Genomic DNA, 24,023 nt, shown 5'->3' on the forward strand with positions numbered 1-24,023 from the left:
GTTACGTTTTCAACCGAGTTCTTGCCTTGAGGAGTGAGTAAATGGGTTATCGTATCGTAGTCGCCGGAGCCACGGGCAATGTCGGGCGCGAAGTGCTCGCCATTCTCGCCGAGCGCGAATTTCCGTACGACGAACTGGCGGCGGTCGCATCGTCGCGCAGCCAGGGCGACGAGATCGAAATCGGCGATACCGGTAAGACCGTTAAGTGCCAGAATATCGAGAATTTCGACTGGTCGGGCTGGGACATGGCGATTTTCGCGATCGGCAGCGATGCAACCGCGATCCATGCGCCCAAGGCCGCCGCCGCCGGCTGCGTCGTGATCGACAACAGCTCGCTCTATCGCATGGACCCCGACGTGCCGCTGATCGTGCCCGAAGTGAACCCCGATGCGATCGACGGCTATACCAAGCGCAACATCATCGCGAACCCCAACTGCTCGACCGCGCAGATGGTCGTCGCACTGAAGCCGCTCCACGATGCCGCGAAGATCAAGCGCGTCGTCGTCTCGACCTATCAATCGGTGTCGGGCGCGGGCAAGTCGGGCATGGATGAGCTGTGGAACCAGACGCGCCAGATCTTCGTCGGCGACGAGAAGGATGTGCAGAAATTCACCAAGCAGATCGCCTTCAACGTCATCCCGCACATCGACAAGTTCCTCGACGACGGTTCGACCAAGGAAGAGTGGAAGATGGTCGTCGAGACCAAGAAGATCCTCGATCCCAAGATCAAGGTCACGGCGACCTGCGTCCGCGTCCCCGTCTTCGTCGGCCATTCGGAAGCGATCAACATCGAGATGGAAGACGAGCTGTCGGCCGAGGATGCGCAGCGCATCCTGCGCGAAGCGCCCGGCGTGGTGCTCCACGACAAGCGTGAGGATGGCGGCTACATCACCCCCGTCGAATGCGTCGGCGATTTCGCGACCTTCGTGTCGCGCGTCCGTGAAGACCCGACGGTCGAAAACGGCCTCAACCTCTGGTGCGTCAGCGACAACCTGCGCAAGGGTGCGGCGCTGAACGCGGTGCAGATCGCCGAACTGCTCGGCCGCCGGCACCTCAAGAAGGGTTGAAACTAATCCTCCCTGTCGCGAAGCGATGGGGAGGGGGACCGCTCGCGAAGCGAGTGGTGGAGGGGCTGTGACGGCAACGTCAAGAGCCCCTCCGTCAGCCTCTTCGAGGCTGCCACCTCCCCATGCCTGCGGCACAGGGAGGATCCCTTGGCGCTGGCGTGTCATTCAAGCTATGCCTCTGAAATGACCAGCCCCTATGCCTTCACCCGTGCCCTCTGCCGCGCTCCTGCCCGATCCGCTGTGAAGGGCATCCGCGCCGATGGCGGCCCCGATCCTGATTTCTACGGCCTCGTCGCCGAGCATGAGGCCTATGTCGCGACGCTGCGCACCCTCGGCCTCGCGGTCGAGGTCCTCGAACCCCTCGACGATTTCCCCGACGCGCTGTTCACCGAAGATGTCGCGCTGACCTTTCCGGCGGGTGCCATCCTGCTTCGCCCCGGTGCGCCAACGCGCGCGGGCGAGGTCGAACATATCCGCGCTCCGCTCGCCGCGCATCATCCGCGTCTCCTCGAAATGACGGGCCCCGGCTACGCCGACGGCGGCGACATATTGCGCCTCGCCGACCGCGTGATCATCGGCCTTTCGGCACGCACCGACCGCGTCGGCGCCGAGGAACTCGCCGCGCTGCTCGGCACGCTCGGCTACCCTGCCGAGATCGCCGAAACGCCGCCGGGCGTGCTGCACTTCAAGACCGGCTGCGGGCTGATCGACGACCGCACGATCCTCGCCGTCCCCGCGCTCGCCGATTGTCCGCAGTTCGCCGGGCTGGAGGTCGTGACGACCCCGCCGGGCGAGGAGCCTTCGGCGAACATCCTGCGCATTCGCGACACCGTCCTCGTCGGCGACCGCTGGCCCGCGACGCACGCGCTGCTCGCCGCGCTGGGCATCGAAATCCGTCCGCTACCCACCGACCAGATCGCGCATATCGACGCGGGACTTAGCTGCATGTCGCTGCGCTGGTGACGCATCGAAAATGTCTGTCCTACAATGTCTTGCTGCATTAGGTCATCGATATGATACCCGCCCCGACCTTCCACCCGATACATGCATTTGCGAGTGAAGTTAGGCAGTTTTCCGTCACTTCTGACTCGACGGATTTCGGTCGATGACGGGTGGAGCGGCGCAATCCAAAACTCAAAAACGCCTTCTGGGCCTGCTCCTCGCGCTCCTCCTCCTCGCGCAGATCGACCAGCCCTATCCCGAGGTCGCGTTGCTCCAGCACATCCCGACGATGCTGTTGATTGTGGCGGGGCCGCTGCTGCTCCGCCGCTGGCCGCTGTCGACCGCCTCGGTCGCGTGCATCGTGGCCTTCATGGCGCTCCACACGCTTGGCGGACGATACGCCTATAGCAATGTCCCCTATGACGACTGGGCGCGCGCGCTGACTGGAACGAGCCTCTCCGACGCCTTTGGCTGGACGCGCAATCATTATGACCGCCTCGTCCATTTCGCCTTTGGCGCGCTGTCGGTCGTTCCGGTCGCCGAGATTGCGCGGCGGTGGGGTGGGCTTTCGCGGTACGGCGCGACGTTAACCGTGCTTGCTTGGGTATTGGCGATATCCTGCCTTTACGAAATCTTCGAATGGCTGCTCACCATCGTCGCGGCGGGCGAAACCGCCGACCGCTATAACGGGCAGCAAGGCGATATCTGGGACGCGCAAAAGGATATGGCGCTTGCGACCCTCGGTGCGATACTGGTGCTCGCGATACCGCACCGCGACAGGAGATAGGCATGCGCAAGTTCATAACCCTCGCAATGATCGGCCTGCTCGCTGCGTGCAAACCCGCCGCCGACAAGGCCCCGGCCGATGCCGATCCGGTCGCGCCGCCGGTGCCCGAGGCAAAGAACGACGGCCCGAACGCTGCGACCATGGCGGTCAGCCTCGACGGCGAGGGGCTGCGCTTCGTCGACAAGGCCAGCGGCAAGACCAGCCTGCTCGCCTTCGGCGTCCCGCGCGCGCAGGCGGAGACCGCGCTCGCCAATGTCGCGGGCAAGGAGGACGACCGCAGCACCAACGAGGAATGCGGCGCGGGCCCGATGGAATTCACGCGCTACGATGCGATGACGCTCAATTTCCAGGACGGCAAGTTCGCCGGCTGGTTCCTCGGCAACGAACCCGGCGCCGCAACCTATTCGACGATGAGCGGCATCGGCATCGGCACGACGCGCGCCAAGGCGGCGGAGTCGGTGTCGATCGTCGACCTCGAGGACAGCACGCTGGGCGAGGAATTCAGCATCGGCACCGGTGACAATGTCATCGGCGGCATGTTCGCGGCGCCCGGCGATGCGGCAAAGGTCGACGCGCTGTTCGCCGGCACCAACTGCTTCTTCCGCTGACATGGCGACCGAAATCACCGGCGGCTGCCGCTGCGGCCAACTGCGTTACAGCTTCGAGCAGGACGGGCCGCTGCTCAACTATTGCTGCCACTGCCTCGACTGCCAGAAATCGACCGCGAGCGCCTTCGCCGATCAACTGATCGTGTCGACCGACGCGCTCACGCTGACCGGACGGCGCGTGACCTATTCGACCGAGCGCCCGTCGGGCGGGACGACGACGAACCAGCACTGCCCCGACTGTTTCAGCCGCGTTTGCAATGCGAACACCGTCTATCCCGCGATGACGATCGTGCGCGCCGGCACGCTCGACGATCCGTCGGACCTCGAACCCTTCGCGCATATGTGGACCAGCCGGAAACGCGGCTGGATCGCAATCGACCCGGCGGTGCCGACCTTCGAGGAAACCCCCGACCCCGGGGAATTCATGCGGCTTGCGATGGAGCGCCGCGCGGGCTGAACGGCTGGAGGCGACTGGAAGCCACGCTCTTCCATATCGTCACCCCGGACTTGATCCGGGGTCCCGCTTTTTGACGCACTCACTGGCTTCGGCCTCAAGCGGGATCCCGGGTCAAGCCCGGGATGACGGAAGTGGGGGACGGGATGTCCGCTCCCCACCCCAAAGCCGACACCCCACTAATGCCCCATATCCGCCGCCGACGCCCTCGGCCCGCCTGGCTTCGGCGGGCGTAGCAGCAGGACCAGCGGCACCGACGCCAGCGTCACCCACATCATCAGCCAGAAATCGTCGATATAGGCGACCATCGCCGCTTGCCGATTTATCTCGGCGTTGACCATCGCCATCGCCGCGTCGCCCGCGATGCCGAACCGGTCGGCGGTCGACGGATCGAGCAGGGCGACCGAGCTGTTGGTGACATGCGCCGCCAGATCCTCGTGGCTCCGCTGGATATTCGCGCCGAGCAGGGTGGTGACGATCGAGATGCCGACCGACGCCCCGATGCTGCGAAACAGGTTGAGCAGGCTCGACCCGTCGGTGCGATATTGCGGCTGGATCGTCGCGAACGCCATGGTGTTGAGCGGGATGAAGATCAGCCCCATGCCGAGCCCCTGTACCAGCCCGCTGATGATCACCGGCCGCATCCCCATTTCAAGCGACCAATGGCTCATCTGCCACAGCGAATAGGCCGCGATCAGCAGGCCGGTGCCGACCATCCAGCGCGCGTCGATCTTTCCAAGCAATTGTCCCGCGACCCACATGCTGGCGAGAATGCCGATCCCGCGCAGCGCGAGCACCACGCCCGTGTCGATCACCGGCCAGCCGAAGAGATTCTGCAGCATCGGCGGCAGCAATGCCATCGACGCAAACATCACGACGCCGATCACGATCATGAACCCCATTGCAGTGACGAGGTTGCGGTCGGCGAGCATCAGGCGGCTGAACAAGGGAGCGCGCGCGGTGAACATATGGACGATGAACATCCACAGGCACGAAATGGCGACGCCCAGCTCGATCCAGATTTCGATGCTGTCGAACCAGTCGAGATGCGCGCCGCGATCGAGCATAAGCTGCAATGCAGCAAGACCCAGCGCCAACATCGAGAAGCCGAACAGGTCGAACCGCCGCGTGATGCTTTTGGTCTTGGGCAGTAGCGCCCACATCATTGCGAGCGTGAGCAGCCCAACGGGCAGGTTGACGTAAAAGACCCAGCGCCAGTTGACGCTTTCAGTCAGCCAGCCGCCCAATATCGGTCCCAGGATCGGCCCGATCATGATCCCCATGCCCCAGATGGACATCGCGCGCGCGTGGCGTTCGGGCGGGTTGATGTCGAGCATCACCGACTGCGACAGCGGCCCGATAAAGGCGGCGCTGACCCCTTGCAGGAAGCGGAAAGCGACCATTTGTTCGAGCGTCTGCGCCGCGCCGCACGCCATCGATGCGACGATGAAGCCTGCGACTGCCGCCATGAACAATTCGCGCCGTCCGATGCGGTCGGCGAGCCATCCGGTGATCGGCATCGCGACGGCCGAGGCGAGGATATAGCTCGTCAATACCCACGTCACCGTCTCGCTCGTCGCGCCGAGCGCCGATTGCATATGCGGGATGGCGACGTTGGCGATCGTCGTGTCGAGGATCTGCATGATCGACGCGCCCATGACGGCGACCGTCAGCAGCCCGCGATAACGCACGCGCTCGTGCAGCGGGATCGAATCGTCGTCGGGAAGCGCCGCGGCGGCGGAGCGGCGGGGGAGGGCGTTGCTCGCCATGCTTTACCCTAAAAAATGTCGTCATTCCCGCGAAAGCGGGAACCCAGCGAGCAAATGTCGCAATTGGGTTCCCGCTTTTGCAGGAATGACGAAGGGAGGGGGAGAGGGAGCATCCCGCTTACTTCGTAAACACCCGCACGTCGGCCGACAGCCCGGCGATCATGTCGCGCGCGGGCTTTTCGTCGAAGGCGATGCGGACGGGCACCCGCTGCGTCACCTTGACCCAGTTGCCGGTCGCATTCTGCGCGGGCAGGACCGAAAATTCGCTGCCCGTGCCTGCGCCGATCGTCAGCACATGACCGCGCACCTTTACGCCGGGATAGGCGTCGAAGCTGATTTCGGCGCGCTGGCCGACGCGCATGTCGGCGAGATCGGTTTCCTTGAAATTGGCCTCGACCCACGGATGCGTGGTGTCGACGAGCGTCACCGCGGGAAGCCCCGCGACCATCATTTGGCCGACCTGCAACCGGTCCGACTGCGCGATACGGCCGGCGCTCGGTGCGCGAACGGTGGTGCGGCCGAGGTTCACCTGCGCCTGCGATCGCTGGACGCGCGCCGCCTCGACCTGCGGGTTGATCCCGCTCGACGGGCCGGCGGCGAGCTTGGTCCGTGCTTCGGTGGCGGCGGCCTCGGCTTGGCGGACGCTCTCGCGCGCTTGGCTGAGCGCGTGGCGCGAAGCATCATAGGCGGCCTTGGTCGTGAAGCCCTTTTCCATCAGCGCTGCCTGGCGGTCGAAGGTCACCTGTGCGAATTTGACGTCCTCGCGCGCCGCGGCGATGTCGACGTTCGATGTGTTCGCGCTCGCCGAAAGATTGCCGACCTCGACCTCGGCGGCGTCGATCGCCGCAGTCGCTTGCGCGACGGTCAGTGCATATGGCTCGCCGTCGATGCGGAACAGAAGCTGGCCTGCGGCGACTTGCTGGCCGTCGCGCACCGCGACCTCGGTAATCCGCCCCCCCACTTCGGCGGCGACCGAGACCTTGTCCATCTGGACATAGGCATTGTCGGTCGACACCGACCCGCCGCTCGTCAGCCACCAGCCGGCGCCGCCCGCGATCAGCGCCAGGGGCAGGCCGAACATCAGGATGCGCGTGCGCCAGCTTGCCTTCGGCGCGGCCTCGGTTTCGAGTGCCGGGCTCGGCAAAGGATCGGCCTTCGGCGCCGCTTTGGGCGGGGCAGCGTTTTCGGCTTTTGGGCGGGATGGGGAGAGCTGGTCCATCAGGCGGTCTCTTTTTCTTTTTGGCAGATGCGGCGGGATAAATTGGCGCGGACACGCTCGACGAGGCTGGTGAGCTGCTCGACTTCGGCGGCGCTCAATCCTTCGATCGCCTCGGCGGTCAGCGCGTCTGCAATGGGGCGCATCCCGCTCAGAAGCTCGCCCGCGCGCGGCGTCAGGTACAACTGCCAGGCACGGCGATCGGCGGGGTCGGCGCGGCGTTCGACCAATTCGGCCTCGACCAGCCGGTCGACCATGCGCGACAGCGTGATCGGTTCGACCTCGATCAGTTCGGCGAGCGGACCCTGGCGAATCCCTTCATGGCGCTTGAGATAGGTGATCAGCCGCCATTGCAGCGCAGTGATCCCGCTGTCCTTCGTGCGCGCGTTGAACGAACGCCGGAACAGGCGTGCGCTGTCGTTCAAAAGGAATCCGATCGTCTCACTCATGTCATACGACATAATAGCAATTGCTACTAAATTCAATGCACGCTGCGCGGCACTTTCGCTAACTTCCGCATCGGACCAATCGCCCGCCCTCTCCCCCTTGCCGCCCGCAAATCCATGCGGCAGGATGACGTCATGACATTGACCGCCGACCTCTTTTGGTCCTTTCGTTCGCCGTACAGCTACCTCGCTATCGGCCGATATCGCGCCCTTGCGGCGAGCCATGACGTGACGATCAATCTGCGCCCCGTCTATCCGCTCGCGATCCGTCAGCCCGACTTCTTCGAACGCAACCATCCCAACTGGCTGAGCTATACGGTGCGCGACATGATCCGCGTTGCGCAGTTTCATGGCATTCCTTTTGGCCCGCCGCGCCCCGACCCGATCGTGCAGGATATGACGACCCGCGCGATCGCGGCCGAGCAGCCCTATATTTATCGCCTGACGCGGCTGGGGCAGGCGGCGTCGCGGCGCGGCAAGAGCCTTGCCTTTGCGCATGAGGCTGCGCAGCTCATCTGGGGCGGGGCGCAGGATTGGCATCTCGGCGACCATCTGGCGGGGGCGGCGAAGCGCGCCGGTCTCGACCTCGCCGAACTTGACGCCGAAGCCGTGAGCGACGCCGAGTTACTCGACAACGAGATTGCGGCGAATCAAGTCGCGCTCGAAATCGCTGGCCATTGGGGCGTGCCGACATTGGTGTTCGATGGCGAACCCTTCTTCGGCCAGGACCGCATTGAAATGGCGAAGTGGCGGATGGAGCAAAAGGGGCTGCGCCCGCGCTGATCGGCGCTTGCCGAACGGGGCGTGAAGGGCGCATAGCGCGGCGCATGACGAACGAACCGCAATATTTCGACGCGCGCGACGGCGTGCAACTGGCGTGGCGCGAAATGGGGGAAGGGCGGCCGCTCTTCTTGCTTCACGGCTTGTTCTCGAATGCCGAGGTCAACTGGATCAAGTTCGGCACTGCGGCGCGCGTCGCTGCCGAGGGGTACCGCGTGATCATGCCTGACCTGCGCATTCACGGGTCGAGCGATGCGCCGCACGAGGAAGAACATTACCCGCCCGACGTGCTGGTCCATGACCTGCAGGATCTGGTTGCGCATCTTGGCCTCGGCGATTTCGATCTCGGCGGTTTTTCGCTCGGCGCGCGGACCAGCGCGCGCGCGGTGGTCGCGGGGATGCGACCAGGGCGGCTGATCCTTGGCGGCATGGGGCTGGCGGGGCTGGCCGGCTGGCAGCGGCGCGGGCGCTTCTTCAAACGCGTGATCGCCGAATATGAAACCGCGAAGCGCGGCGACGACACTTGGCTGTCGATCCAGTTCATGAAGACGATGAAGGTCGACCGCATCGCGGCGGGGCACCTGCTCGACAGCTTTACCGACACGACCCCCGAAATGCTGGCGGCGTTGACGATGCCGACGCTCGTCGTGTGCGGCGAGCAGGATCAGGATAATGGTTCGGCCGAGGAACTGGTCGCAGCGCTGCCCGAGGCGCGGCTGGCGACGATTCCGGGGACGCATATGTCGAGCGTGACGCAGCCCGAGCTGGGCGAAGCTATCGCGGCCTTTCTCGCGGCTTGACCGGACTCGCGGCAAGCGCCTAGCTGTTCCGATGCGCCGTAGAGCGCTGCGATAACATTCCAGAGGACGCACCCCATGAAAGCCATGATTTCAACGCTGTCGCTTGCCCTGTCGCTCGCGGTGGCGACCCCCGCTTTTGCCCAGACTGCGCCGACGGCCGCCGATGCCGAGGCCTTTATCGCGTCGGTCGAAAAGGACCTGTTCGACTATACGGTCGAGGCGAGCCAGGTGAACTGGGTCAACAGCACCTACCTGACCGAAGATACCGATGCGATGGCGTCGCGGATCAACGCGGTGGGCACCGAAAAATCGGTCAAATATGCTCTCGAGGCCGCCAAATATAAGGACGTCGCGGGGCTCAGCGCCGACACGAAGCGCAAGCTCGACATATTGCGCACCGGCATCGTGCTGCCCGCGCCGACGACGCCGGGCGCCGCGACCGAGCTCAACACGATCGCGACCGACCTGCAGTCGCAGTATGGCAAGGGCCGCGGCACGCTGAACGGCAAGGAAATCTCGGGATCGGATATCGAGGCCGAGATGGGCAATCTGCAGAATACGCCCGCGCAATTCGCCGAAATGTGGACGAGCTGGCACGACAAGGTCGGCGCGCCGATGAAGGACGATTACGCCAAGATGGTCGGCATCGCGAACGCCGGCGCCAAGGAATTGGGTTTCGCCGACACCGGCGCGATGTGGCGTTCGGGTTACGACATGCCGCCCGAAGAGTTCGCGAAGGTCACCGAGCAGATCTGGAGTGACATGAAGCCGCTTTACGTGGCGCTCCACACCTATGTCCGCTGGAAACTGAACGAGAAATATGGCGACGCGGTACAGCCCAAGACGGGCCCGATCCGCGCCGACCTGCTCGGCAATATGTGGGCGCAGGAATGGGGCAATATCTACCCGCTCGTCGCGCCCGCGGGGACGGGCGACCTCGGTTATGATATCGGCGACCTGCTCACCGCACAGGGCAAGGGTCCGCTGGACATGGTCAAGGCGGGCGAGAATTTCTACTCGTCGCTCGGCATGGCGCCATTGCCCGAAACTTTCTGGAAGCGCAGCCAGTTCCTGAAACCCGCGGATCGCGAAGTCGTGTGCCACGCCTCGGCATGGGACGTCGATAACAAGGACGATATCCGCATCAAGATGTGCATCAAGGTGAATGCCGACGACTTCATCACGATCCATCACGAACTCGGGCACAATTATTATCAGCGTGCGTACAACAAGCAGCCGTTCCTCTATCTCAACGGCGCGAACGACGGCTTCCATGAGGCGATCGGCGATTTCGTCGCGCTGTCGATTACTCCGCAATATCTGGTCGACATCGGCCTGCTCGACAAGGCGAAGGTGCCGAGCGCCGACAAGGACGTCGGCTTGCTGCTGCGTCAGGCGATGGACAAGGTCGCGTTCCTGCCCTTCGGCCTGCTCGTCGACCGCTGGCGCTGGGGCGTTTTCGACGGTTCGATCCAGCCCGCCGACTACAACAAGAAGTGGACCGAGCTGCGCACCCAATATCAGGGCATCGTCCCGCCGGGTGAGCGGCCTGCGAATGCGTTCGATGCGGGTGCTAAATTCCATATCCCGGGCAACACGCCCTACACGCGCTATTTCCTCGCACGCGTGCTGCAGTTCCAATTCTATCAGGCGGCGTGCAAGCAGGCCGGGTGGAAGGGGCCGCTCCACCGCTGTTCCTTCTATGGCAACAAGGATGTCGGCGCGAAGCTGAATGCGATGCTCGAAATGGGTGCGTCGAAGCCCTGGCCCGATGCGCTGCAGGCGTTCACCGGCAGCCGGGAGATGTCGGGCAAGGCGATGGCCGACTATTTCGCGCCGTTGAAGAAATGGCTCGACGCCCAGAACAAGGGCAAGCCGCAAGGCTGGTGAGCCGCCCTTGGGCAGACAGCAGAAGGGCCGGGGAGTGATCTCCGGCCCTTTGTTTTTGGACGGCTGTTGAGAATGCCCGCATTGGGGTGGTGAGCTGACGTTGCCCTCTTTGGACATCGCCCGGCTAGATATTACAAAGTTCAGTAAAGTTCAGCCCTATGAGCGCCCCGATTTGCAAGTCGCGGAGTGCTGGATGTGCGCGGCACGTCCGATCATAGTCGCACCCGCAAGCAGGCAGCGACCGCTTTTTGTTCACTGAATGAAAGAGCCAGATGAGGGCTGGCACAGCCGGATAATGTAGGAAAGACCTAATTTGAAGGCGATGTTTGTTTTGGGGTGGGGAGCGGACATCCCGTCCCCCACTCCCGTCATCCCGGGCTTGACCCGGGATCCCGCTTTTTTTGCGCGCCCAATGGCTTCGACCTCAAGCGGGACCCCGGATCAAGTCCGGGGTGACGAAAAGGATTGGTCTGCAACCGGTCGCTTTGAGCTCCGCCCTTTCTCCGTTCGTGTCGAGCGAAGTCGAGACATCCATCGACGAAACGCCCAGCCCGATGGGCATCTCGACTGCGCTCGATGCGAACGGTTTAGATTGGGTGGAGTGTCCGCTTCCGGTCGAAATCTGCCATCGTCGAACTCATTGCGCCTCGATCGACTGTTTGAAGCGGGCGAGCCGCGCGCTCGCGGCGGCGGCGTGCGGGCCGATCCAGCGGTCGTGGATGTCCTGGATCGGCATCGCGTTGAGGTGGTTCCAGCGCTCGCGACCGCGGCGTTCGGCGATGACGAGGCCGGCATCCTCCAGAACCTTCAGATGTTGCATAACGGTGCAGCGGTCGATGTTGGCGAAGTTGCTGCACAGCGTGCCGGTGGTGAGCGGCTGATCTTTGAGATCGTCGAGTATCTGGCGGCGGACATGCGAGGACAAGGCCTTGAAAACGCGATCATATTCTTCGTGGATTGACATGTTATAAATATATAACATAATGATGAAGAATCAAGCGGAGATTGTCGATGGAGTTGAAGTTCAGGGTTGCGGCGCGGATTGCGAAGCCGGTGCACGAGGTGTTCGAGGCGGTTGCCGACCCCGCGAAGCTGTCGAACTATTTCACGACCGGCGGCGCCAAGGGGCGGCTGGAGACGGGCGCGACGGTGGAATGGGATTTCCACGATTTCCCGGGCGCATTTCCCGTCTATGTGATCGAGGTCGTCGATGACGAGAAGATTGTCCTCGAATGGCAGGCGAACGAGGGCGAGGCGCCGAATGTCGAGGGCGGCGAGTTGAAGGACGCCGATTATCGCACACGCGTGACGATGAGCTTCAAGGAACTCGACGACGGCCGTACATTGGTCGAGATCGCCGAGGAAGGCTGGCGCGAAAATCAGGGCGCGCTAAGCGCCTCCTACGGCAATTGCCAGGGCTGGTCGCAGATGCTGTGCGCGCTGAAGGCGTGGATCGAGCACGGCATCAATCTACGCGAGGGCATGTATAAATAGCGAGCCGATCCCGTCTGTCGTGCGGCGATAGGGAGGATTTCTAGTCAGGATATTCCATCCGCAGCGGGCGCGAGCCGATCGGGGCGCCGGTGTTGGCGTCGACGACGACCGGCCGCACCGCCTTGCCCGTTTCGACGTCGAGATGGCGGCTGAGCGCGCCGGCGCCATTATATTTGCGGCCCCATGCGCCGATCGCCATCAGGATCGGTAGAAAGTCGCGCCCCGCGTCGGTGAGCAGATATTCGTCGCGCGGCGGGCGCTGGCTGTAGCGCTTTTTCTCGATCAGTCCCGCTTCGGTCAGCGCCGACAGACGCCGCGACAAGATGTTTGGCGCGATGCCGAGGCTGGAGCGGAGCTGTTCGTAGCGCGTCAGTCCCCGCTCGATATCGCGCAGCACCAACATGCTCCAGCGGTCGCCGACGCGCATCAGCCCGCGGTCGACGGGGCAGGTACCCAAATTATTTTCGTCCGTACTCATTGAAGTCATATGGAGCAGTCACTATCATTTTGCAAGTGACCCACTCAGGGCCGCCTGCAAAGGAGACTGAAGATGACTATCCCCACTGGAACGGCCCTGATCACGGGCGCCTCGACCGGCCTTGGCGCCGTTTATGCCGACCGCCTGGCAAAGCGCGGGCACGACCTGATCCTCGTCGCGCGCAACGGAGCGCAGATGGAAGAACTGGCTGCGAAGCTGCGTGCCGAAACCGGCGTCCAAGTCGATGTGATCGCCGCGGATCTGACCAAGAGCGACGATGTGACGCGGATTGAGCAGCGCCTGATCGACGATGCGGCGATCACGCTGTTCGTGAACAATGCAGGCATGTCGCTGAATGGCGGCACGCTGGAAAATAGCGCCGCCGAGATCGAGACGATCATCGCGCTCAACGTCACGGCCGCAGCGCGGCTTGCGATCGCGGCGGGCAAGGCGTTTGGCGTGCGCGGCAAAGGCGCGATCGTCAACATCGCCTCGGTGCTCGCGCTGGCCCCCGAAACATTCGAAGGCGTGTACAGCGGGTCGAAGGCATTTCTGCTCAACCTCAGCCACGCGCTCGCAACCACCGGCCGCGAAAAGGGCTTCCATGTCCAGGCGGTGCTCCCCGGTGCGACGCGCACCGAAATTTGGGAGCGTTCGGGCAAGGATGTCGATGCCTTCCCCGCCGAGATGGTGATGAGCGCGGGCGACCTTGTCGATGCTGCGTTGCTCGGACTCGATCGGGGTGAGGAGGTAACGATACCCCCGCTCGCCGACGAAGGGCAGTGGAAGGATTATTATGCGGCGCGGCTTGCCATGGGGCCGAACCTGTCGAAGCGTGATCTGGCGCCGCGTTATCGGGTGAGCGAAGCGGTTTGAGGGAAAAGGGGCGGCTGACGAGAGAAGGCCGCCCTCTCACATCCCCGGGTGACGAATGATAGTGGTTGCCAGATGGGGCCGTCCCCTTGCCCAAGTCCGCCCCCATGCCCTATCGCGCTGCCATGGCAACGAAGAAGGACAGTCCCGGACAAAGCACGCGTGAGAAGCTGATCGACGCGGCGTTCCGCGCGGTCGCGCGCAACGGGCTTGCCGACACCAATGTCAAATCGATCGCGGCCGAGGCGGGGGTCAATCCCGGCCTGCTCCATTATCATTTCGCCAGCAAGGATGCCTTGATCGAGGCGGCAATCGAGAGCGCAACCGCGCGCTATTTGGCCGAGATCGACGCGTTGATCGAAACGACCCCGAGGGCCGACCTGTTCGATGCCTATGCCGCTTTCGCCGCGGCGACGCTCGACGCCAACCGCGACCTTTTCCGCGTCCGGCTGGCGCTCGGCGCGCGCGCTGGCGCGTCGGCGCCCCGATCTCGCCGCGATGAGCTTTGACCCCGGCTATGTTCCGTGGACCGGGCTGGCGCGGTCGAGCGGGAAGATTGTGTCTTCGCTGGTCAGCCTGATCCTGCCGCTGACGATGAAAAGCGACCGGAAAAGCACGATTGCACTGTCGGGCAAATATCTTGCGGCGCTGGCGGCGGACCCCGCCTATGCCGAGGCGCATGGCGATTACTGGTCGGTGCGCAATCCGGCGCTGGTGCGGATCGAGCCGTCGGCGCTGGCGCGCGACGATGCGGCGTGCGCGAAGCTGTGGGATGATTGTGTGGGGTTGTTGGGGTTGGAGGGGTAGCTATGGCCGGTTTCGGCCGGGAGTTGCCATCGCCACTTTTCGTCGTTCCCGCGAAAGCGGGAACCCAGCGACAACGCCGGCTCGCTGGATTCCCGCTTTCGCGGGAATGACGAAGCTGGAGTAGGAACCGTCGGCTAACGACCGATTGCGGACCCTGCCATCCTCGTCACCCCGGACTTGATCCGGGGTCCTGCTTGAGGCCGAAGCCAGTGAGTGCGTCAAAAAGCGGGATCCCGGGTCAAGCCCGGGATGACGGAAGTAGGGGACGGGGTGTCCGCTCCCCAATACAAAACAAACATCGCCTTCAATTAGGTCTTTCCTACATTATTCGGCCGTGCCAGCCTTCATCCGGCTCTTTCATTCGGTGAACAAAAAGGTGGTCGCTGCCCGGCTTGCGGGTCCGACCATGATCGGACGTGCCGCGCACATCCAGCACGCCGCGACTTGCAAATCGGCGCGCTCATAGGGCTGAACTTTCCTGAACTTTGGAATATTGCGCGGCCCTTGCGCCGACCCGATCCGGATCCAGCCGGGCGATGTCCAACGAGGGCAGCGACAGCTCGCCACGCCAAAGCGGACACCGATCAGGCGGAAGGCCTTGTCCTCAATGCCAGGGCGAGGTTCGCACGCTCCAATATACGATATAGAGCAGCCCCGCCCAGAGCAGCAGGATGAACGCCATGCCGGTCCGGCTCGACGGCCGCTCGCTGGCGGCCTCGGCAGACGCGTGGAGTTCGGCCCATAACGGGGCGGGGATCAGCCGGCGGACGGCGAGCAGGCCGAGCGGCACGATGACGAGGTCGTCGAGCCAGCCGAGCACGGGAATGAAATCGGGAATGAGGTCGATCGGCGATAGCGCATAGGCCGCGACCGCGACCGCTAGGATGCGCGCGAGCATCGGCACGCGCGGGTCGCGGGCGGCGAGCCAGGCGGCATGCGCCTCGACCGCGAGGCGGTGGCCAAGATCGCCGATGCGTTCGGAAAGGGATTTGCCGGTCATCGCTTCCCTCATTACTGTCCCCGCATGGCTATCCAACTGAAAAGCGCACGCGTTGAACGCTGGCCCGTCGCGGGGGCGTTCGTGATCAGCCGCGGATCCAAGACCCATGTCGATGTCGTCGTCGCCGAAGTCGAGGGCGATGGCGCCTATGGGCGCGGCGAGGGGACGCCGATCTATTATCTGGGAGAGGATGCCGCGGCGTGCCGCGACCAGATATTGCGCGTGGCGCCGCATATCGCCGACATGGGCGCGGCCGAGGCGCGCGCGGCGGTGCAGGAACTGATGGCGCCGGGCGCCGCGCGCAACGCGCTCGATTGCGCGCTATGGGACCTTGAGGCGCGGCAGCGCGGCCTCAGGCTGTGGCAGGTCGCGGGGTGCGACGGCGCGCCGACGTCGCGCGTCACCGCCTATACGATCTCGCTCGGCACGCCAGGGGCAATGGCCGAACAGGCGGCAACGGCCGCCGCCGACGGTTATCGACTGCTGAAGATCAAGCTGACCGGCGAGGGCGACCGGCTTCGCGTCGCGGGCGTGCGAAAGGGGGCGCCCGAGGCGCGGCTGATCGTCGACGCGAACGAAAGCTGGGGCGAGATCGATATATTGAGCGAGACCGAGGCGCTCGCCGACATGGGGGTCGAGATGATCGAGCAGCCGGTCCCCGTCGGCGCCGATGCCTTGCTCGATCCAGTCTATGCGCCGCTGCCCTTCGTTGCCGACGAAAGCTGCCAGACCGCCGCCGACATCGCGCGGATCGGGCCCTTTTACGACGGGGTGAACATCAAGCTCGACAAGGCGGGCGGGCTGACCGAGGCACTGAAAATCGCCGACGCGGCCGACGCGGCGGGGCTGTCGATCATGGTCGGCTGCATGTTGTCGACCAGCCTCGCGATCGCGCCGGCGTTCGTGCTGGCGCAGCGCGCGCGCTGGGTCGACCTCGACGGCCCCGCGCTGCTGGAGCGGGACCGCGAGGGCGGGTTCGAATATCGCGAGGGGCGGATTGGTATCTAAAGCGCCACTTCCGCATGCTGGCCGAGTTCGCCTTCCTTCATCGTCATACCCGTCGCGAGTTTGAACAAACCCTTGATGCTTGGGTCGGCGGTCCAGATTTCGGCATTGTCGAGGTCGAAGCGCAGCAGGACGAGCTTGGGGTCGTCCTTGCCGCCTTCATACCAGGCCGCGATGCTGTTGTTCCACAGCTTGTCGAGGACCGCGCGGTTACTTTCGCGAACGAGCGTTCCCGAAATGCAGGCGAAGAGGTCATGGCCCTTGGCGGCGAACTGCGCCATCGCGGGGCCGCCGCCGGCGAGCCGGTTGTCGGTCGCGGTGAAGAACCAGAAGGCGCTGTTGGCGTCCTTGTCGAGTTGCGCGTTCATAGGGATATGATGCTCGCGCTCGCCGGTGGCGCCGACCATGACATAAGGGCTGTCGGCCAGCGCCTTCCAGAACTGCTTTTTGATATCGTCGCTCATCGAAAGGCTCCTTCGTGCCCCCCGACGATCGATCAACGCGGCAAATGCATGGTTGTTGCCCGGTTCAGCGCATCCGCGGCTCCGCATAGCTGACGACCTCATATTCGATGCCGTCGGGGTCGAAGAAATAGAAGCGGCGGCCAGGTTCGTAATCGCCGTGGTTGAACGGCGTCAGCCCGACCGCCTTCACGCGCATCTCGATCGTATCGAGATCGTCGACTTGCACCCCGACATGGTTGAGCGGTGCGCCCTTTGGATATTGCACATCGGCGTGTTGGCCGTCGGGGCCGGTGTAGAGCGCGACATAGGCGGCGTCGCTGCCAAGGTGGATCGTGCGCCCGCCGTCGCGCGCGGGGCCGCGCCAGCGTTCGTGCCAGCCGAAGATCGCCGAGAGGATCCCCGCAGTGCGGTCGGGGTCGCTGACCGTCAGATTTACATGTTCGATGAAGGGGTGCGCCACCAATATTCTCCTGATTCGCGTTGACGCCCGGCTTATGAAAGCTCAAGTCAGGTTTAGATCAAGGATAAATGGCGCGCCGATCGATTTGGGCCGTCATTGCGAGCGAAGCGGGCCGCGGGCGACCGCAGGTCAACCAATCCAGAGCGGCTCTCGCATGACCTGGATTGCCGTGTCGCTTCGCTCCTTGCATTGACGGAGGAAGGGCATGCACAGAACAGACCTGATCGCGATCGGCGAACTCGCATCGCGTACCGGCGTCGCGGTTTCGGCGATCCGCTTTTATGAGGCAAAGGGGCTGATCGAGGCGCTGCGCACCGGCGGCGGGCAGCGGCGGTTCCTGCGCGCCGATATCCGCCGTGTGTCCTTCATCCTGATCGCGCAGCAATTGGGGCTGAGCCTTGAGGAGATTGCCGCCGAGCTGGCGCAGCTTCCGGCGGGGCGAACGCCCAATGGGGCCGACTGGACGCGGATCAGCACCGGGCTGAAGGCGCGGATCGACGCGCAGATCGCGGCGCTCCAACGGACGCGCGAACTGCTGGGCAATTGCATCGGCTGCGGATGCCTGTCGCTGAAGAAATGCGGGCTGTACAACCGCGACGACAAGGCGGCGCAGCGCGGGGCCGGGCCGCGCTATGTGCTGGGCGACCGGTCGGGGGAGATTGCCGAGGTCGGGTGACGCTTGCCCGGCCGGGGCATGATATGTAGTATCACTTTTATGCTAACTGTCTGGAGAGGTTGAATGAAAGCGCTTTATGCCGCCTTGCTCGCCGTTGCCGCGACAAATGCTACGCCAAGCTTTGCGGCGCCTGCCGCATCCCCACTGATTGGCAGTTGGGCCGTCGACACGTCGCGCCTGACGATGCCGCCCGAGGCGCGGCCGAAAAGCGTTACCATCAGCTATGACGATGTCGGCGGCGGCAAGTGGCGGACGAATGTCGAGGTCGTGTTGCCCGACGGAAAGAAGGTCCAGGCGATCTCGACCTATGTCCCCGACGGCACGGCGACGCCGGTCGAGGGCAATTTGGAGGCCGACATGGCAGCAACGCGGCTGCCCGAACCCGGCGTGATGGTGACCGCGCTCGCGCTGCGCGGTAATCCCGGATCGATGCGGACCTATACCGTGTCAGCCGACGGCAAGACGATGACCGAGACGGTGGTCTATTTCACGCAGGAAGGCGTGCCCGCGATGCGGACGAACCATTTCAATCGGGTGCGCTGAGGGCGATTGCCGGAGGCGGGTTTGGGGTGGGGGTTGTCGTTCCATCACCGACGTCCGTCATCCCGGTCTTGACCCGGGATCCCGCTTTTACGCGCATCGACCGGCCTTCGACTTCACGCGGGACCCCGGGTCAAGTCGAACGAGCCACGTGTCGCGTTCGAGGGTGACGATGATGGGGAGGTCTGCAACCGGTCGCTTTGAGCTCCGCCCTTTCTCCGTTCGTGTCGAGCGAAGTCGAGACACCCATCGACGAAACGCCCAGCCCGAGGGGCATCTCGACTTCGCTCGATGCGAACGGGCCGAGAAGCCAGAGCGCTGCAATCGGTCGTTTCTTCACTCTCGTCATCCCGGGCTTGACCCGGGATCCCGCTTTTTTTGACGCACCCACTGACTTCGACATCAAGCGGGACCCCGGATCAAGTCCGGGGTGACGATGATAGAGTCTGTCCGCAACCGGTCGTTAGCGGCAGCTGATCAAACGGCGGGCAGCTTTTCAATCTCCGGTGCGCCGGCGAGGCAGGGGCCGAGTTTGGCGCCGAGGGTGCGGAAATGGTCCGATGCGCGGTGCGCCTCGACCGCCGCGTCGTCGTCATAGCATTCGAGCACCTTGTACACACCGGTTTCGGCGGTGCGGAACAGCTTGTAATAGCTGTTGCCGGGCTCGTTCGCGCGCACCGCAGGGGCGAGTTCGGCGAACACGCCCTCGAATTCGGCTTCCTTGCCGGGCTGGACGCGCAGCGTTGCGATCACACCGATACCACTCATGTCTCTCTCCTGAATTCAGGCCTTGAGGTCGGGGTCGACGGTCCAGCCGTCCTCGACCTGAATGCCGAAGCTGTTCAAAATCATCGATACTTGCGTGTATTGGCCGACGGTCATCACCAGATCCATGCGGCCCTTGTCGCCGAGCGGCGCCAGCGCCGCCCAGCTTGCGTCGGTGACGAAATGATTGCCGGTCAGATCGTCGGTGGCGCGGAGCATCGCGCGGTCGAGGTCGTTCCAGCCGTCGGCGTCGGGCCCGGCCTTGATGCGCGCGATCTCGTCTTCGGTGAGCCCGCAGTCGAGCCCGATGCGCTTGTGCTGCGTCCACTCATAGCCCGATCGGCAATTATAGCCGGTGCGCAGGATGACGAGTTCGCGGTCGCGCGGCGAAAGCGCGTTGCGTTTTGACAGGATGTAATTGCCCCAGCCGAGAAAGGCGGTCAGCGCCTTGGGCGCATGGGCAAGGGTGCGGAAGATGTTCAGGATCTTGCCGCCCCCGACCTTGCCGCCTTCGGAGGCAAGGAAGGGTTCGAGCGCGGTGCGCTGATCGGCATCGAGCCGGTCCAAATCGACCGGCTCGATACGCGGTTGGCGGAGTCTCACTTAAAGGGGCCGCAAATCAGAAGACCTCGAACAGGCCTGCTGCGCCCTGGCCGCCGCCGATGCACATCGTCACAACGGCGTATTTCACGCCGCGGCGCTTGCCCTCGATCAGTGCGTGGCCAACGCAGCGCGCGCCGGTCATGCCGAAGGGGTGGCCGATCGAGATCGAGCCGCCGTTGACGTTGAGCAGCTCGTTCGGAATGCCGAGCTGATCGCGGCAATAGAGGACCTGCACGGCAAAGGCTTCGTTGAGTTCCCAGAGGCCGATGTCGTCCATCTTGAGGTCGAAGCGTTCGAGCAGCTTCGGGATCGCGAAGACGGGGCCGATGCCCATTTCGTCGGGCTCGGTGCCCGCGACCGCCATGCCGACATAACGGCCGAGCGGCTGGAGGCCCTTCTTCTCGGCAACCTTGGCTTCCATCAGCACCGCGGCCGATGCGCCGTCGGCGAGCTGGCTGGCGTTGCCCGCAGTGATCGAGAAGCCTTCGCCCATCACGGGCTTCAGGCTGAGCAGCCCTTCGAGCGTCGTGTCGGGACGGTTGCACTCGTCCTTGTTGGCGACGACGTCCTTGAAGCTGACTTCCTTCGTTTCCTTGTCGACGACCGCCATGGTCGCATTGCAGGCGACGATCTCGTCGTCATATTTGCCCGCAGCCTGTGCCGCGGCCGTGCGCTGCTGCGACTGGAACGAATATTCGTCCTGATATTCGCGGCTGATGTTGTAGCGCTTGGCGACGACCTCTGCCGTGCCGATCATCGGCATATAGGTGTCCTTGTGCATCGCGATCAGCTCGGCGTCGGTTTCGATGAACACCTTGCCGCTGCCGCTGACCTTCGAGATCGATTCGATGCCGCCGGCGACCGCGATATCCTGACGGTCGACGATGATCTGCTTTGCGGCGGTGGCGATCGTCATCAAGCCCGACGAGCATTGGCGGTCGATCGACATGCCGGGGACGGTGACGGGCAGGCCGGCGCGCAGCGCGATCAGGCGCGCGACGTTCATCGTCTGCGAGCCCTGCTGCATCGCGGCGCCGAACAGCACGTCGTCGATCTCGCCGCCCTCGATGCCGGCGCGCTCGACCGCGGCGCGGACCGCATGGGCGCCCAGCGTCGGTGCAAGCGTGTTGTTGAACGAACCGCGTGCCGCCTTGGTCAGCGGGGTGCGGGCGGTGGAGACGATAACTGCGTCACGCATGTTTGGAGTCCTTTTCGTTGGTTCCGGTTATCTTAACGGGGGAGGTCCGCTGGCAAAGCTATGCTTTAGACGAAGAACTGGCTGATCCATTCGGCGATCAGGGCGGGCTTTTCCTCGCCCTCAATCTCGACCGTCACTTCGTTGGTCTGTTGCCACTGGCCGGGGCGCTTTTCTTCCAGCTCTAGCAGTTTCACATGGCTGCGCACGCGCTTGCCCGAGCGGACAGGCGACAGGAAGCGGACCTTGTTGCAGCCGTAGTTGACGCCCATCTTCACGCCGCCGACCTTGGGGCCGTCGGTGCTCGCGCCGAGCATCGGCATCAGCGACAGGGTGAGGAAGCCATGCGCGATCGTGCCGCCAAAGGGCGTCAGCTTCGCCTTTTCGTCGTCGATATGGATGAACTGATGGTCGCCGGTCGCGTCGGCAAACTTGTTGATCATCTCCTGATCGACGAGCACCCAGTCCGACGTGCCGAGATGCTCGCCGACTTTGGTTTGCAGTTCCTGCGGCGTGATGGTGGCCATATTCATCCCCTCAATAGCTGGTTCGGGGCGCGTTCTAGGCCTCTCTTGACGCGTTGCACAAGGGCCAAGCCCCGCAGCCGCGGCGCCGTAGCGTCAGCCGGGCTTTGCTGCCTTTGCCGCCGCCGCCCTGGGCTTTGGAGACTCGGGATAGGGCATGATCATGGTCCCGTCGGGCGCCGCGGTAAAGCTGGTCTGCGTCGGATAGGCAAAGCTGTATCCCGCGCGCGTCATCGCGTCGAACAGGCGGATGGCGATATCGGTCCGCGCCGCGGCGACTTCGTCGAACTGGTCGCTGAACACGTCGAAAAGCAGCTCAAAATCGAGGCTCGACGGGCCGAAGCTCAGGAAGCTGGAGCGGATGAACTCCTGGCCGCCCGCGACGACCTGTTCCTCGAGCAAGGCCGGCAGGTCGCGCAGCATCTCGGGCGTCGTCTGATAGATGACGCCGATCTTGAAGGTGATCCGGCGGCGATGGAGATGCGCGAAATTGGTGATCTCCTTGCTCAGGAGATTGGTGTTCGAGATGACCAGCAACTCGCCGTTGAGCGAGCGGAGGCGCGTGCTCTTCAGCCCGATACGCTCGACCGTCGCGGTGCTCATGTCATATTTGATCGTTTCGCCGACCCGGAACGGGCGGTCGAAGATGATCGACAGCGAGGCAAAGAGATCCGAGAAAATGCCCTGCGCCGCGAGGCCGATCGCGATGCCGCCGATGCCGAGACCGGCGATCAGGCCGGTGACATTCACCCCCATATTGTCGAGGATGACGATCGTCGCGATCGCGAACAGCGCGACGCTGATCAGCAGGCGGATGATGCCCATCGCATTGCTGAGCGTCTCGTTATTACCCTCCGCGGCGCGGCGCTGGATCAGCCCGAGGACGATCTCGCGCGCCCAGATCGCGACCTGCAGCACGACCGCGACGGTAAAGGCGAACTGGATGATCTGCATGATCACCGCGGGCGGCTGCGCATAGCCCGCGACCATGCGGATCGCGATGATCGCGAGCACGGTCGACTTGGTCTTGTGGATCACGCGGCCGGCGATGTGGGTCAGCGTCAGCTCGCCTTCGGCCGATTGCGCGTGCTTTAGCGCGAAGGTGCGGACCATCGACAAGATGAAATAGATGAGCAGCCCGGCGCCGATCGCGATGCCGATCTGTAGCCAGTGGCTGTTCACCCACGCGACGCTGAGATCCCAATAGCGCTGGAGGTCGTCGAGCGGGTTGGTTGGGGCGGCCTTTGCGGGCGCGGCTTTCGGGGCAGCATTGGTCGCGGCGGCGAACAGGGAGAAGGTCACGTCAGGTCCTCTTGGGTCGGATCAGGCGGATTGAAGCAGCACCGCGGCCGCGGGTGCCTGCTCCAGATAGGTCAAAAATCCGCGTTCGTAACGCGAAAGATAGCGGGCCGCGCGCGGGAGCTTGCCGACCGCAGCGGCAAAGTCCTCACGCGCCTGCGCCGCAGCAAGCATCGCGGGGTGGACATAGGCCTTGCGCGCGATGGCGGGTGTGTTGCCGAGGCGATCGGCGACATGTTCGAGCATCGCTTTCAACGTCGGCGGCTGGGGCGCGTCGTAGAGGAAGGCGAAGGCCTCGACGCTCGCGGTCCATGTGCGGAAATGCTTGGCGCTGAATTCGTCGCCCATCGCTTCGCGAATATAGGCGTTCACATCTTCGGAGGCGACGGCGCAGACGCCGTCGCCATCGTCATATTGGAAGAGATTCTGACCGGGCAGGTCCTGAAGCCGGCGGACGAGCGTCGTCAGGCTGCGGTCGCTGATCGTCACCTCACGCTTGGCGCCGCCTTTGGCGATATATTTGAGGCGGAGCGTCTTGCCCGAGAGTTTGGCATGGCGCTGGCGCAGCGTCGTTGCGCCGAAGCTTTTGTTCGCCGCGACATATTGTTCGTTCCCGACGCGCAGCGCGGCAAGGTCCAGCAACCGCACCACCGCCGCGACGACGCGTTCGGAACATAGCGTCCGGCGATTCAGATCGTCTTCGAGGCGCGCGCGCAGCAACGGCAGCGCATGGCCGAAGGCGGCGCAGCGGTCATATTTGTCGGCCTCACGCGCGATGCGAAATTCGGGATGATAGCGATATTGCTTGCGCCCGCGTGCGTCGTATCCGGTCGCGAGGATATGGCCGTTGGGGGCGGGGCAGAACCACGCATCCTCATAGGCCGGCGGCAGCGCGATCGCGTTGAGGCGGTCGATCTCGTCGCGGTCGCGGATGACCTTTCCCTTGGCGTCGCGATAAAGCCAACCGACGCCCGAGCGCGTGCGGCTGATGCCGGGCAGGCTGTCGTCGACATGGATCAGGCGCGGGGCGGGCATGGGGCATTAGCGCCCCGGAGGCCCGGTTGGTTCCGGCCGAACGGTT

The 24,023-nt window shown here is 64.1% G+C and carries 29 protein-coding genes; 15 read left to right on the forward strand and 14 right to left on the reverse strand.

Features of this window, described 5'->3' with window-relative positions; genetic code table 11:
• Positions 1 to 41: 41 nt before the first annotated feature.
• From KEC45_RS00720 to KEC45_RS00740, 5 genes are all read left to right on the forward strand, one after another.
• Entirely contained in the window at positions 42 to 1,067 is a 1,026-nt protein-coding gene (locus KEC45_RS00720; RefSeq protein ID WP_062185073.1) for an aspartate-semialdehyde dehydrogenase, read from the forward strand.
• A 147-nt stretch (positions 1,068 to 1,214) separates the two neighbouring features.
• Entirely contained in the window at positions 1,215 to 2,030 is an 816-nt protein-coding gene (locus KEC45_RS00725; protein WP_152682474.1) for a dimethylarginine dimethylaminohydrolase family protein, read from the forward strand.
• A gap of 142 nt (positions 2,031 to 2,172) precedes the next feature.
• Complete coding sequence (locus KEC45_RS00730; protein ID WP_062185068.1) at positions 2,173 to 2,796, forward strand: DUF2238 domain-containing protein; 624 nt, start codon at positions 2,173 to 2,175, stop codon at positions 2,794 to 2,796.
• Positions 2,797 to 2,798: 2 nt separating this feature from the next.
• Entirely contained in the window at positions 2,799 to 3,404 is a 606-nt protein-coding gene (locus KEC45_RS00735; protein WP_062185065.1) for a hypothetical protein, read from the forward strand.
• Position 3,405: 1 nt separating this feature from the next.
• Complete coding sequence (locus KEC45_RS00740) at positions 3,406 to 3,861, forward strand: GFA family protein (protein WP_062185062.1); 456 nt, start codon at positions 3,406 to 3,408, stop codon at positions 3,859 to 3,861.
• A 176-nt stretch (positions 3,862 to 4,037) separates the two neighbouring features.
• Here the strand turns inward: KEC45_RS00740 and KEC45_RS00745 are convergent, their stop codons facing one another.
• From KEC45_RS00745 to KEC45_RS00755, 3 genes are all read right to left on the reverse strand, one after another.
• Complete coding sequence (locus KEC45_RS00745; protein WP_062185059.1) at positions 4,038 to 5,627, reverse strand: MDR family MFS transporter; 1,590 nt, start codon at positions 5,625 to 5,627, stop codon at positions 4,038 to 4,040.
• Positions 5,628 to 5,745: 118 nt separating this feature from the next.
• Positions 5,746 to 6,846, reverse strand: a complete 1,101-nt coding sequence (locus tag KEC45_RS00750) for an HlyD family secretion protein (RefSeq protein ID WP_252171308.1) — start codon at positions 6,844 to 6,846, stop codon at positions 5,746 to 5,748.
• On the reverse strand, positions 6,846 to 7,292 hold the full coding sequence (locus KEC45_RS00755; protein WP_062185055.1) for a MarR family winged helix-turn-helix transcriptional regulator: 447 nt from the start codon (positions 7,290 to 7,292) through the stop codon (positions 6,846 to 6,848). Before KEC45_RS00755 ends, KEC45_RS00750 begins: the two co-directional genes overlap by 1 nt.
• Before the next feature lie 132 nt (positions 7,293 to 7,424).
• On the opposite strand from KEC45_RS00755, the gene KEC45_RS00760 reads away from it, so the two are divergent.
• The 3 genes from KEC45_RS00760 (at position 7,425) to KEC45_RS00770 (ending at position 10,759) form a co-directional block, all read left to right on the forward strand.
• Positions 7,425 to 8,072, forward strand: coding sequence for a 2-hydroxychromene-2-carboxylate isomerase (locus KEC45_RS00760; RefSeq protein WP_062186872.1), 648 nt, complete (start codon positions 7,425 to 7,427; stop codon positions 8,070 to 8,072).
• Between the two features lie 44 nt (positions 8,073 to 8,116).
• On the forward strand, positions 8,117 to 8,869 hold the full coding sequence (locus KEC45_RS00765) for an alpha/beta fold hydrolase (protein ID WP_062185052.1): 753 nt from the start codon (positions 8,117 to 8,119) through the stop codon (positions 8,867 to 8,869).
• Between the two features lie 75 nt (positions 8,870 to 8,944).
• Positions 8,945 to 10,759 carry a M2 family metallopeptidase gene (locus tag KEC45_RS00770; RefSeq protein ID WP_062185049.1) on the forward strand — a complete coding sequence of 605 codons (1,815 nt, stop codon included), beginning with the start codon at positions 8,945 to 8,947 and terminating at the stop codon, positions 10,757 to 10,759.
• A gap of 637 nt (positions 10,760 to 11,396) precedes the next feature.
• On the opposite strand, the gene KEC45_RS00775 is transcribed toward KEC45_RS00770, so the two are convergent.
• A complete protein-coding gene (locus tag KEC45_RS00775; RefSeq protein ID WP_062186870.1) occupies positions 11,397 to 11,723 on the reverse strand; it encodes a helix-turn-helix transcriptional regulator in 327 nt (108 codons plus the stop codon).
• 47 nt (positions 11,724 to 11,770) lie between these two features.
• On the opposite strand from KEC45_RS00775, the gene KEC45_RS00780 reads away from it, so the two are divergent.
• Positions 11,771 to 12,253: an SRPBCC family protein gene (locus tag KEC45_RS00780; RefSeq protein WP_062185047.1), complete on the forward strand. Its 483-nt coding sequence runs from the start codon at positions 11,771 to 11,773 to the stop codon at positions 12,251 to 12,253.
• A 40-nt stretch (positions 12,254 to 12,293) separates the two neighbouring features.
• On the opposite strand, the gene KEC45_RS00785 is transcribed toward KEC45_RS00780, so the two are convergent.
• Positions 12,294 to 12,731, reverse strand: a complete 438-nt coding sequence (locus KEC45_RS00785; protein WP_062185044.1) for a helix-turn-helix domain-containing protein — start codon at positions 12,729 to 12,731, stop codon at positions 12,294 to 12,296.
• Between the two features lie 72 nt (positions 12,732 to 12,803).
• Here KEC45_RS00785 and KEC45_RS00790 point away from each other — a divergent pair, with 72 nt between their 5' ends.
• The 3 genes from KEC45_RS00790 to KEC45_RS00800 all read left to right on the forward strand — a co-directional run bounded on the left by KEC45_RS00790 (position 12,804) and on the right by KEC45_RS00800 (position 14,411).
• Complete coding sequence (locus KEC45_RS00790; protein WP_062185041.1) at positions 12,804 to 13,607, forward strand: SDR family oxidoreductase; 804 nt, start codon at positions 12,804 to 12,806, stop codon at positions 13,605 to 13,607.
• An 86-nt stretch (positions 13,608 to 13,693) separates the two neighbouring features.
• On the forward strand, positions 13,694 to 14,113 hold the full coding sequence (locus KEC45_RS00795) for a TetR/AcrR family transcriptional regulator (protein WP_152682472.1): 420 nt from the start codon (positions 13,694 to 13,696) through the stop codon (positions 14,111 to 14,113).
• Positions 14,103 to 14,411, forward strand: a complete 309-nt coding sequence (locus tag KEC45_RS00800) for a hypothetical protein (RefSeq protein WP_062185036.1) — start codon at positions 14,103 to 14,105, stop codon at positions 14,409 to 14,411. Before KEC45_RS00795 ends, KEC45_RS00800 begins: the two co-directional genes overlap by 11 nt.
• Before the next feature lie 604 nt (positions 14,412 to 15,015).
• On the opposite strand, the gene KEC45_RS00805 is transcribed toward KEC45_RS00800, so the two are convergent.
• A complete protein-coding gene (locus tag KEC45_RS00805; protein ID WP_083436060.1) occupies positions 15,016 to 15,411 on the reverse strand; it encodes a YkvA family protein in 396 nt (131 codons plus the stop codon).
• 24 nt (positions 15,412 to 15,435) lie between these two features.
• Between KEC45_RS00805 and KEC45_RS00810 the strand changes: the two genes are divergently transcribed.
• The gene (locus KEC45_RS00810; protein WP_062185033.1) at positions 15,436 to 16,419 is read left to right on the forward strand and encodes a dipeptide epimerase; all 984 of its coding nucleotides are present in this window, start codon (positions 15,436 to 15,438) and stop codon (positions 16,417 to 16,419) included.
• On the opposite strand, the gene KEC45_RS00815 is transcribed toward KEC45_RS00810, so the two are convergent.
• Positions 16,416 to 16,880 (reverse strand): pyridoxamine 5'-phosphate oxidase family protein, encoded by a 465-nt coding sequence (locus KEC45_RS00815; protein ID WP_062186867.1) that lies wholly within the window; start codon positions 16,878 to 16,880, stop codon positions 16,416 to 16,418. The two genes, KEC45_RS00810 and KEC45_RS00815, sit on opposite strands and share 4 nt — an antisense overlap.
• 64 nt (positions 16,881 to 16,944) lie before the next feature.
• Positions 16,945 to 17,340 carry a VOC family protein gene (locus KEC45_RS00820; RefSeq protein ID WP_062185031.1) on the reverse strand — a complete coding sequence of 132 codons (396 nt, stop codon included), beginning with the start codon at positions 17,338 to 17,340 and terminating at the stop codon, positions 16,945 to 16,947.
• Between the two features lie 205 nt (positions 17,341 to 17,545).
• Between KEC45_RS00820 and soxR the strand changes: the two genes are divergently transcribed.
• Positions 17,546 to 18,016: a redox-sensitive transcriptional activator SoxR gene (gene soxR, locus KEC45_RS00825; protein ID WP_062185028.1), complete on the forward strand. Its 471-nt coding sequence runs from the start codon at positions 17,546 to 17,548 to the stop codon at positions 18,014 to 18,016.
• Positions 18,017 to 18,079: 63 nt separating this feature from the next.
• Positions 18,080 to 18,559 carry a hypothetical protein gene (locus tag KEC45_RS00830; RefSeq protein ID WP_062185025.1) on the forward strand — a complete coding sequence of 160 codons (480 nt, stop codon included), beginning with the start codon at positions 18,080 to 18,082 and terminating at the stop codon, positions 18,557 to 18,559.
• A gap of 474 nt (positions 18,560 to 19,033) precedes the next feature.
• Here KEC45_RS00830 and KEC45_RS00835 read toward each other — a convergent pair whose 3' ends face one another.
• The 6 genes from KEC45_RS00835 to KEC45_RS00860 form a co-directional block, all read right to left on the reverse strand.
• Entirely contained in the window at positions 19,034 to 19,324 is a 291-nt protein-coding gene (locus tag KEC45_RS00835; RefSeq protein ID WP_062185022.1) for a putative quinol monooxygenase, read from the reverse strand.
• Between the two features lie 15 nt (positions 19,325 to 19,339).
• Positions 19,340 to 19,924, reverse strand: coding sequence for a carboxymuconolactone decarboxylase family protein (locus KEC45_RS00840; protein ID WP_062185019.1), 585 nt, complete (start codon positions 19,922 to 19,924; stop codon positions 19,340 to 19,342).
• Between the two features lie 16 nt (positions 19,925 to 19,940).
• Positions 19,941 to 21,122 (reverse strand): acetyl-CoA C-acyltransferase, encoded by a 1,182-nt coding sequence (locus tag KEC45_RS00845; protein ID WP_252171309.1) that lies wholly within the window; start codon positions 21,120 to 21,122, stop codon positions 19,941 to 19,943.
• 65 nt (positions 21,123 to 21,187) lie between these two features.
• Positions 21,188 to 21,646, reverse strand: coding sequence for a MaoC family dehydratase (locus tag KEC45_RS00850; RefSeq protein ID WP_062186864.1), 459 nt, complete (start codon positions 21,644 to 21,646; stop codon positions 21,188 to 21,190).
• A gap of 93 nt (positions 21,647 to 21,739) precedes the next feature.
• Positions 21,740 to 22,945, reverse strand: coding sequence for a mechanosensitive ion channel family protein (locus tag KEC45_RS00855; protein ID WP_062185013.1), 1,206 nt, complete (start codon positions 22,943 to 22,945; stop codon positions 21,740 to 21,742).
• Between the two features lie 21 nt (positions 22,946 to 22,966).
• Positions 22,967 to 23,977, reverse strand: coding sequence for a DNA topoisomerase IB (locus KEC45_RS00860; protein WP_062185010.1), 1,011 nt, complete (start codon positions 23,975 to 23,977; stop codon positions 22,967 to 22,969).
• Positions 23,978 to 24,023 lie beyond the last annotated feature (46 nt).

Source organism: Sphingopyxis sp. USTB-05 (genome assembly GCF_023822045.1).
Classification (GTDB): Bacteria; Pseudomonadota; Alphaproteobacteria; order Sphingomonadales; family Sphingomonadaceae; genus Sphingopyxis.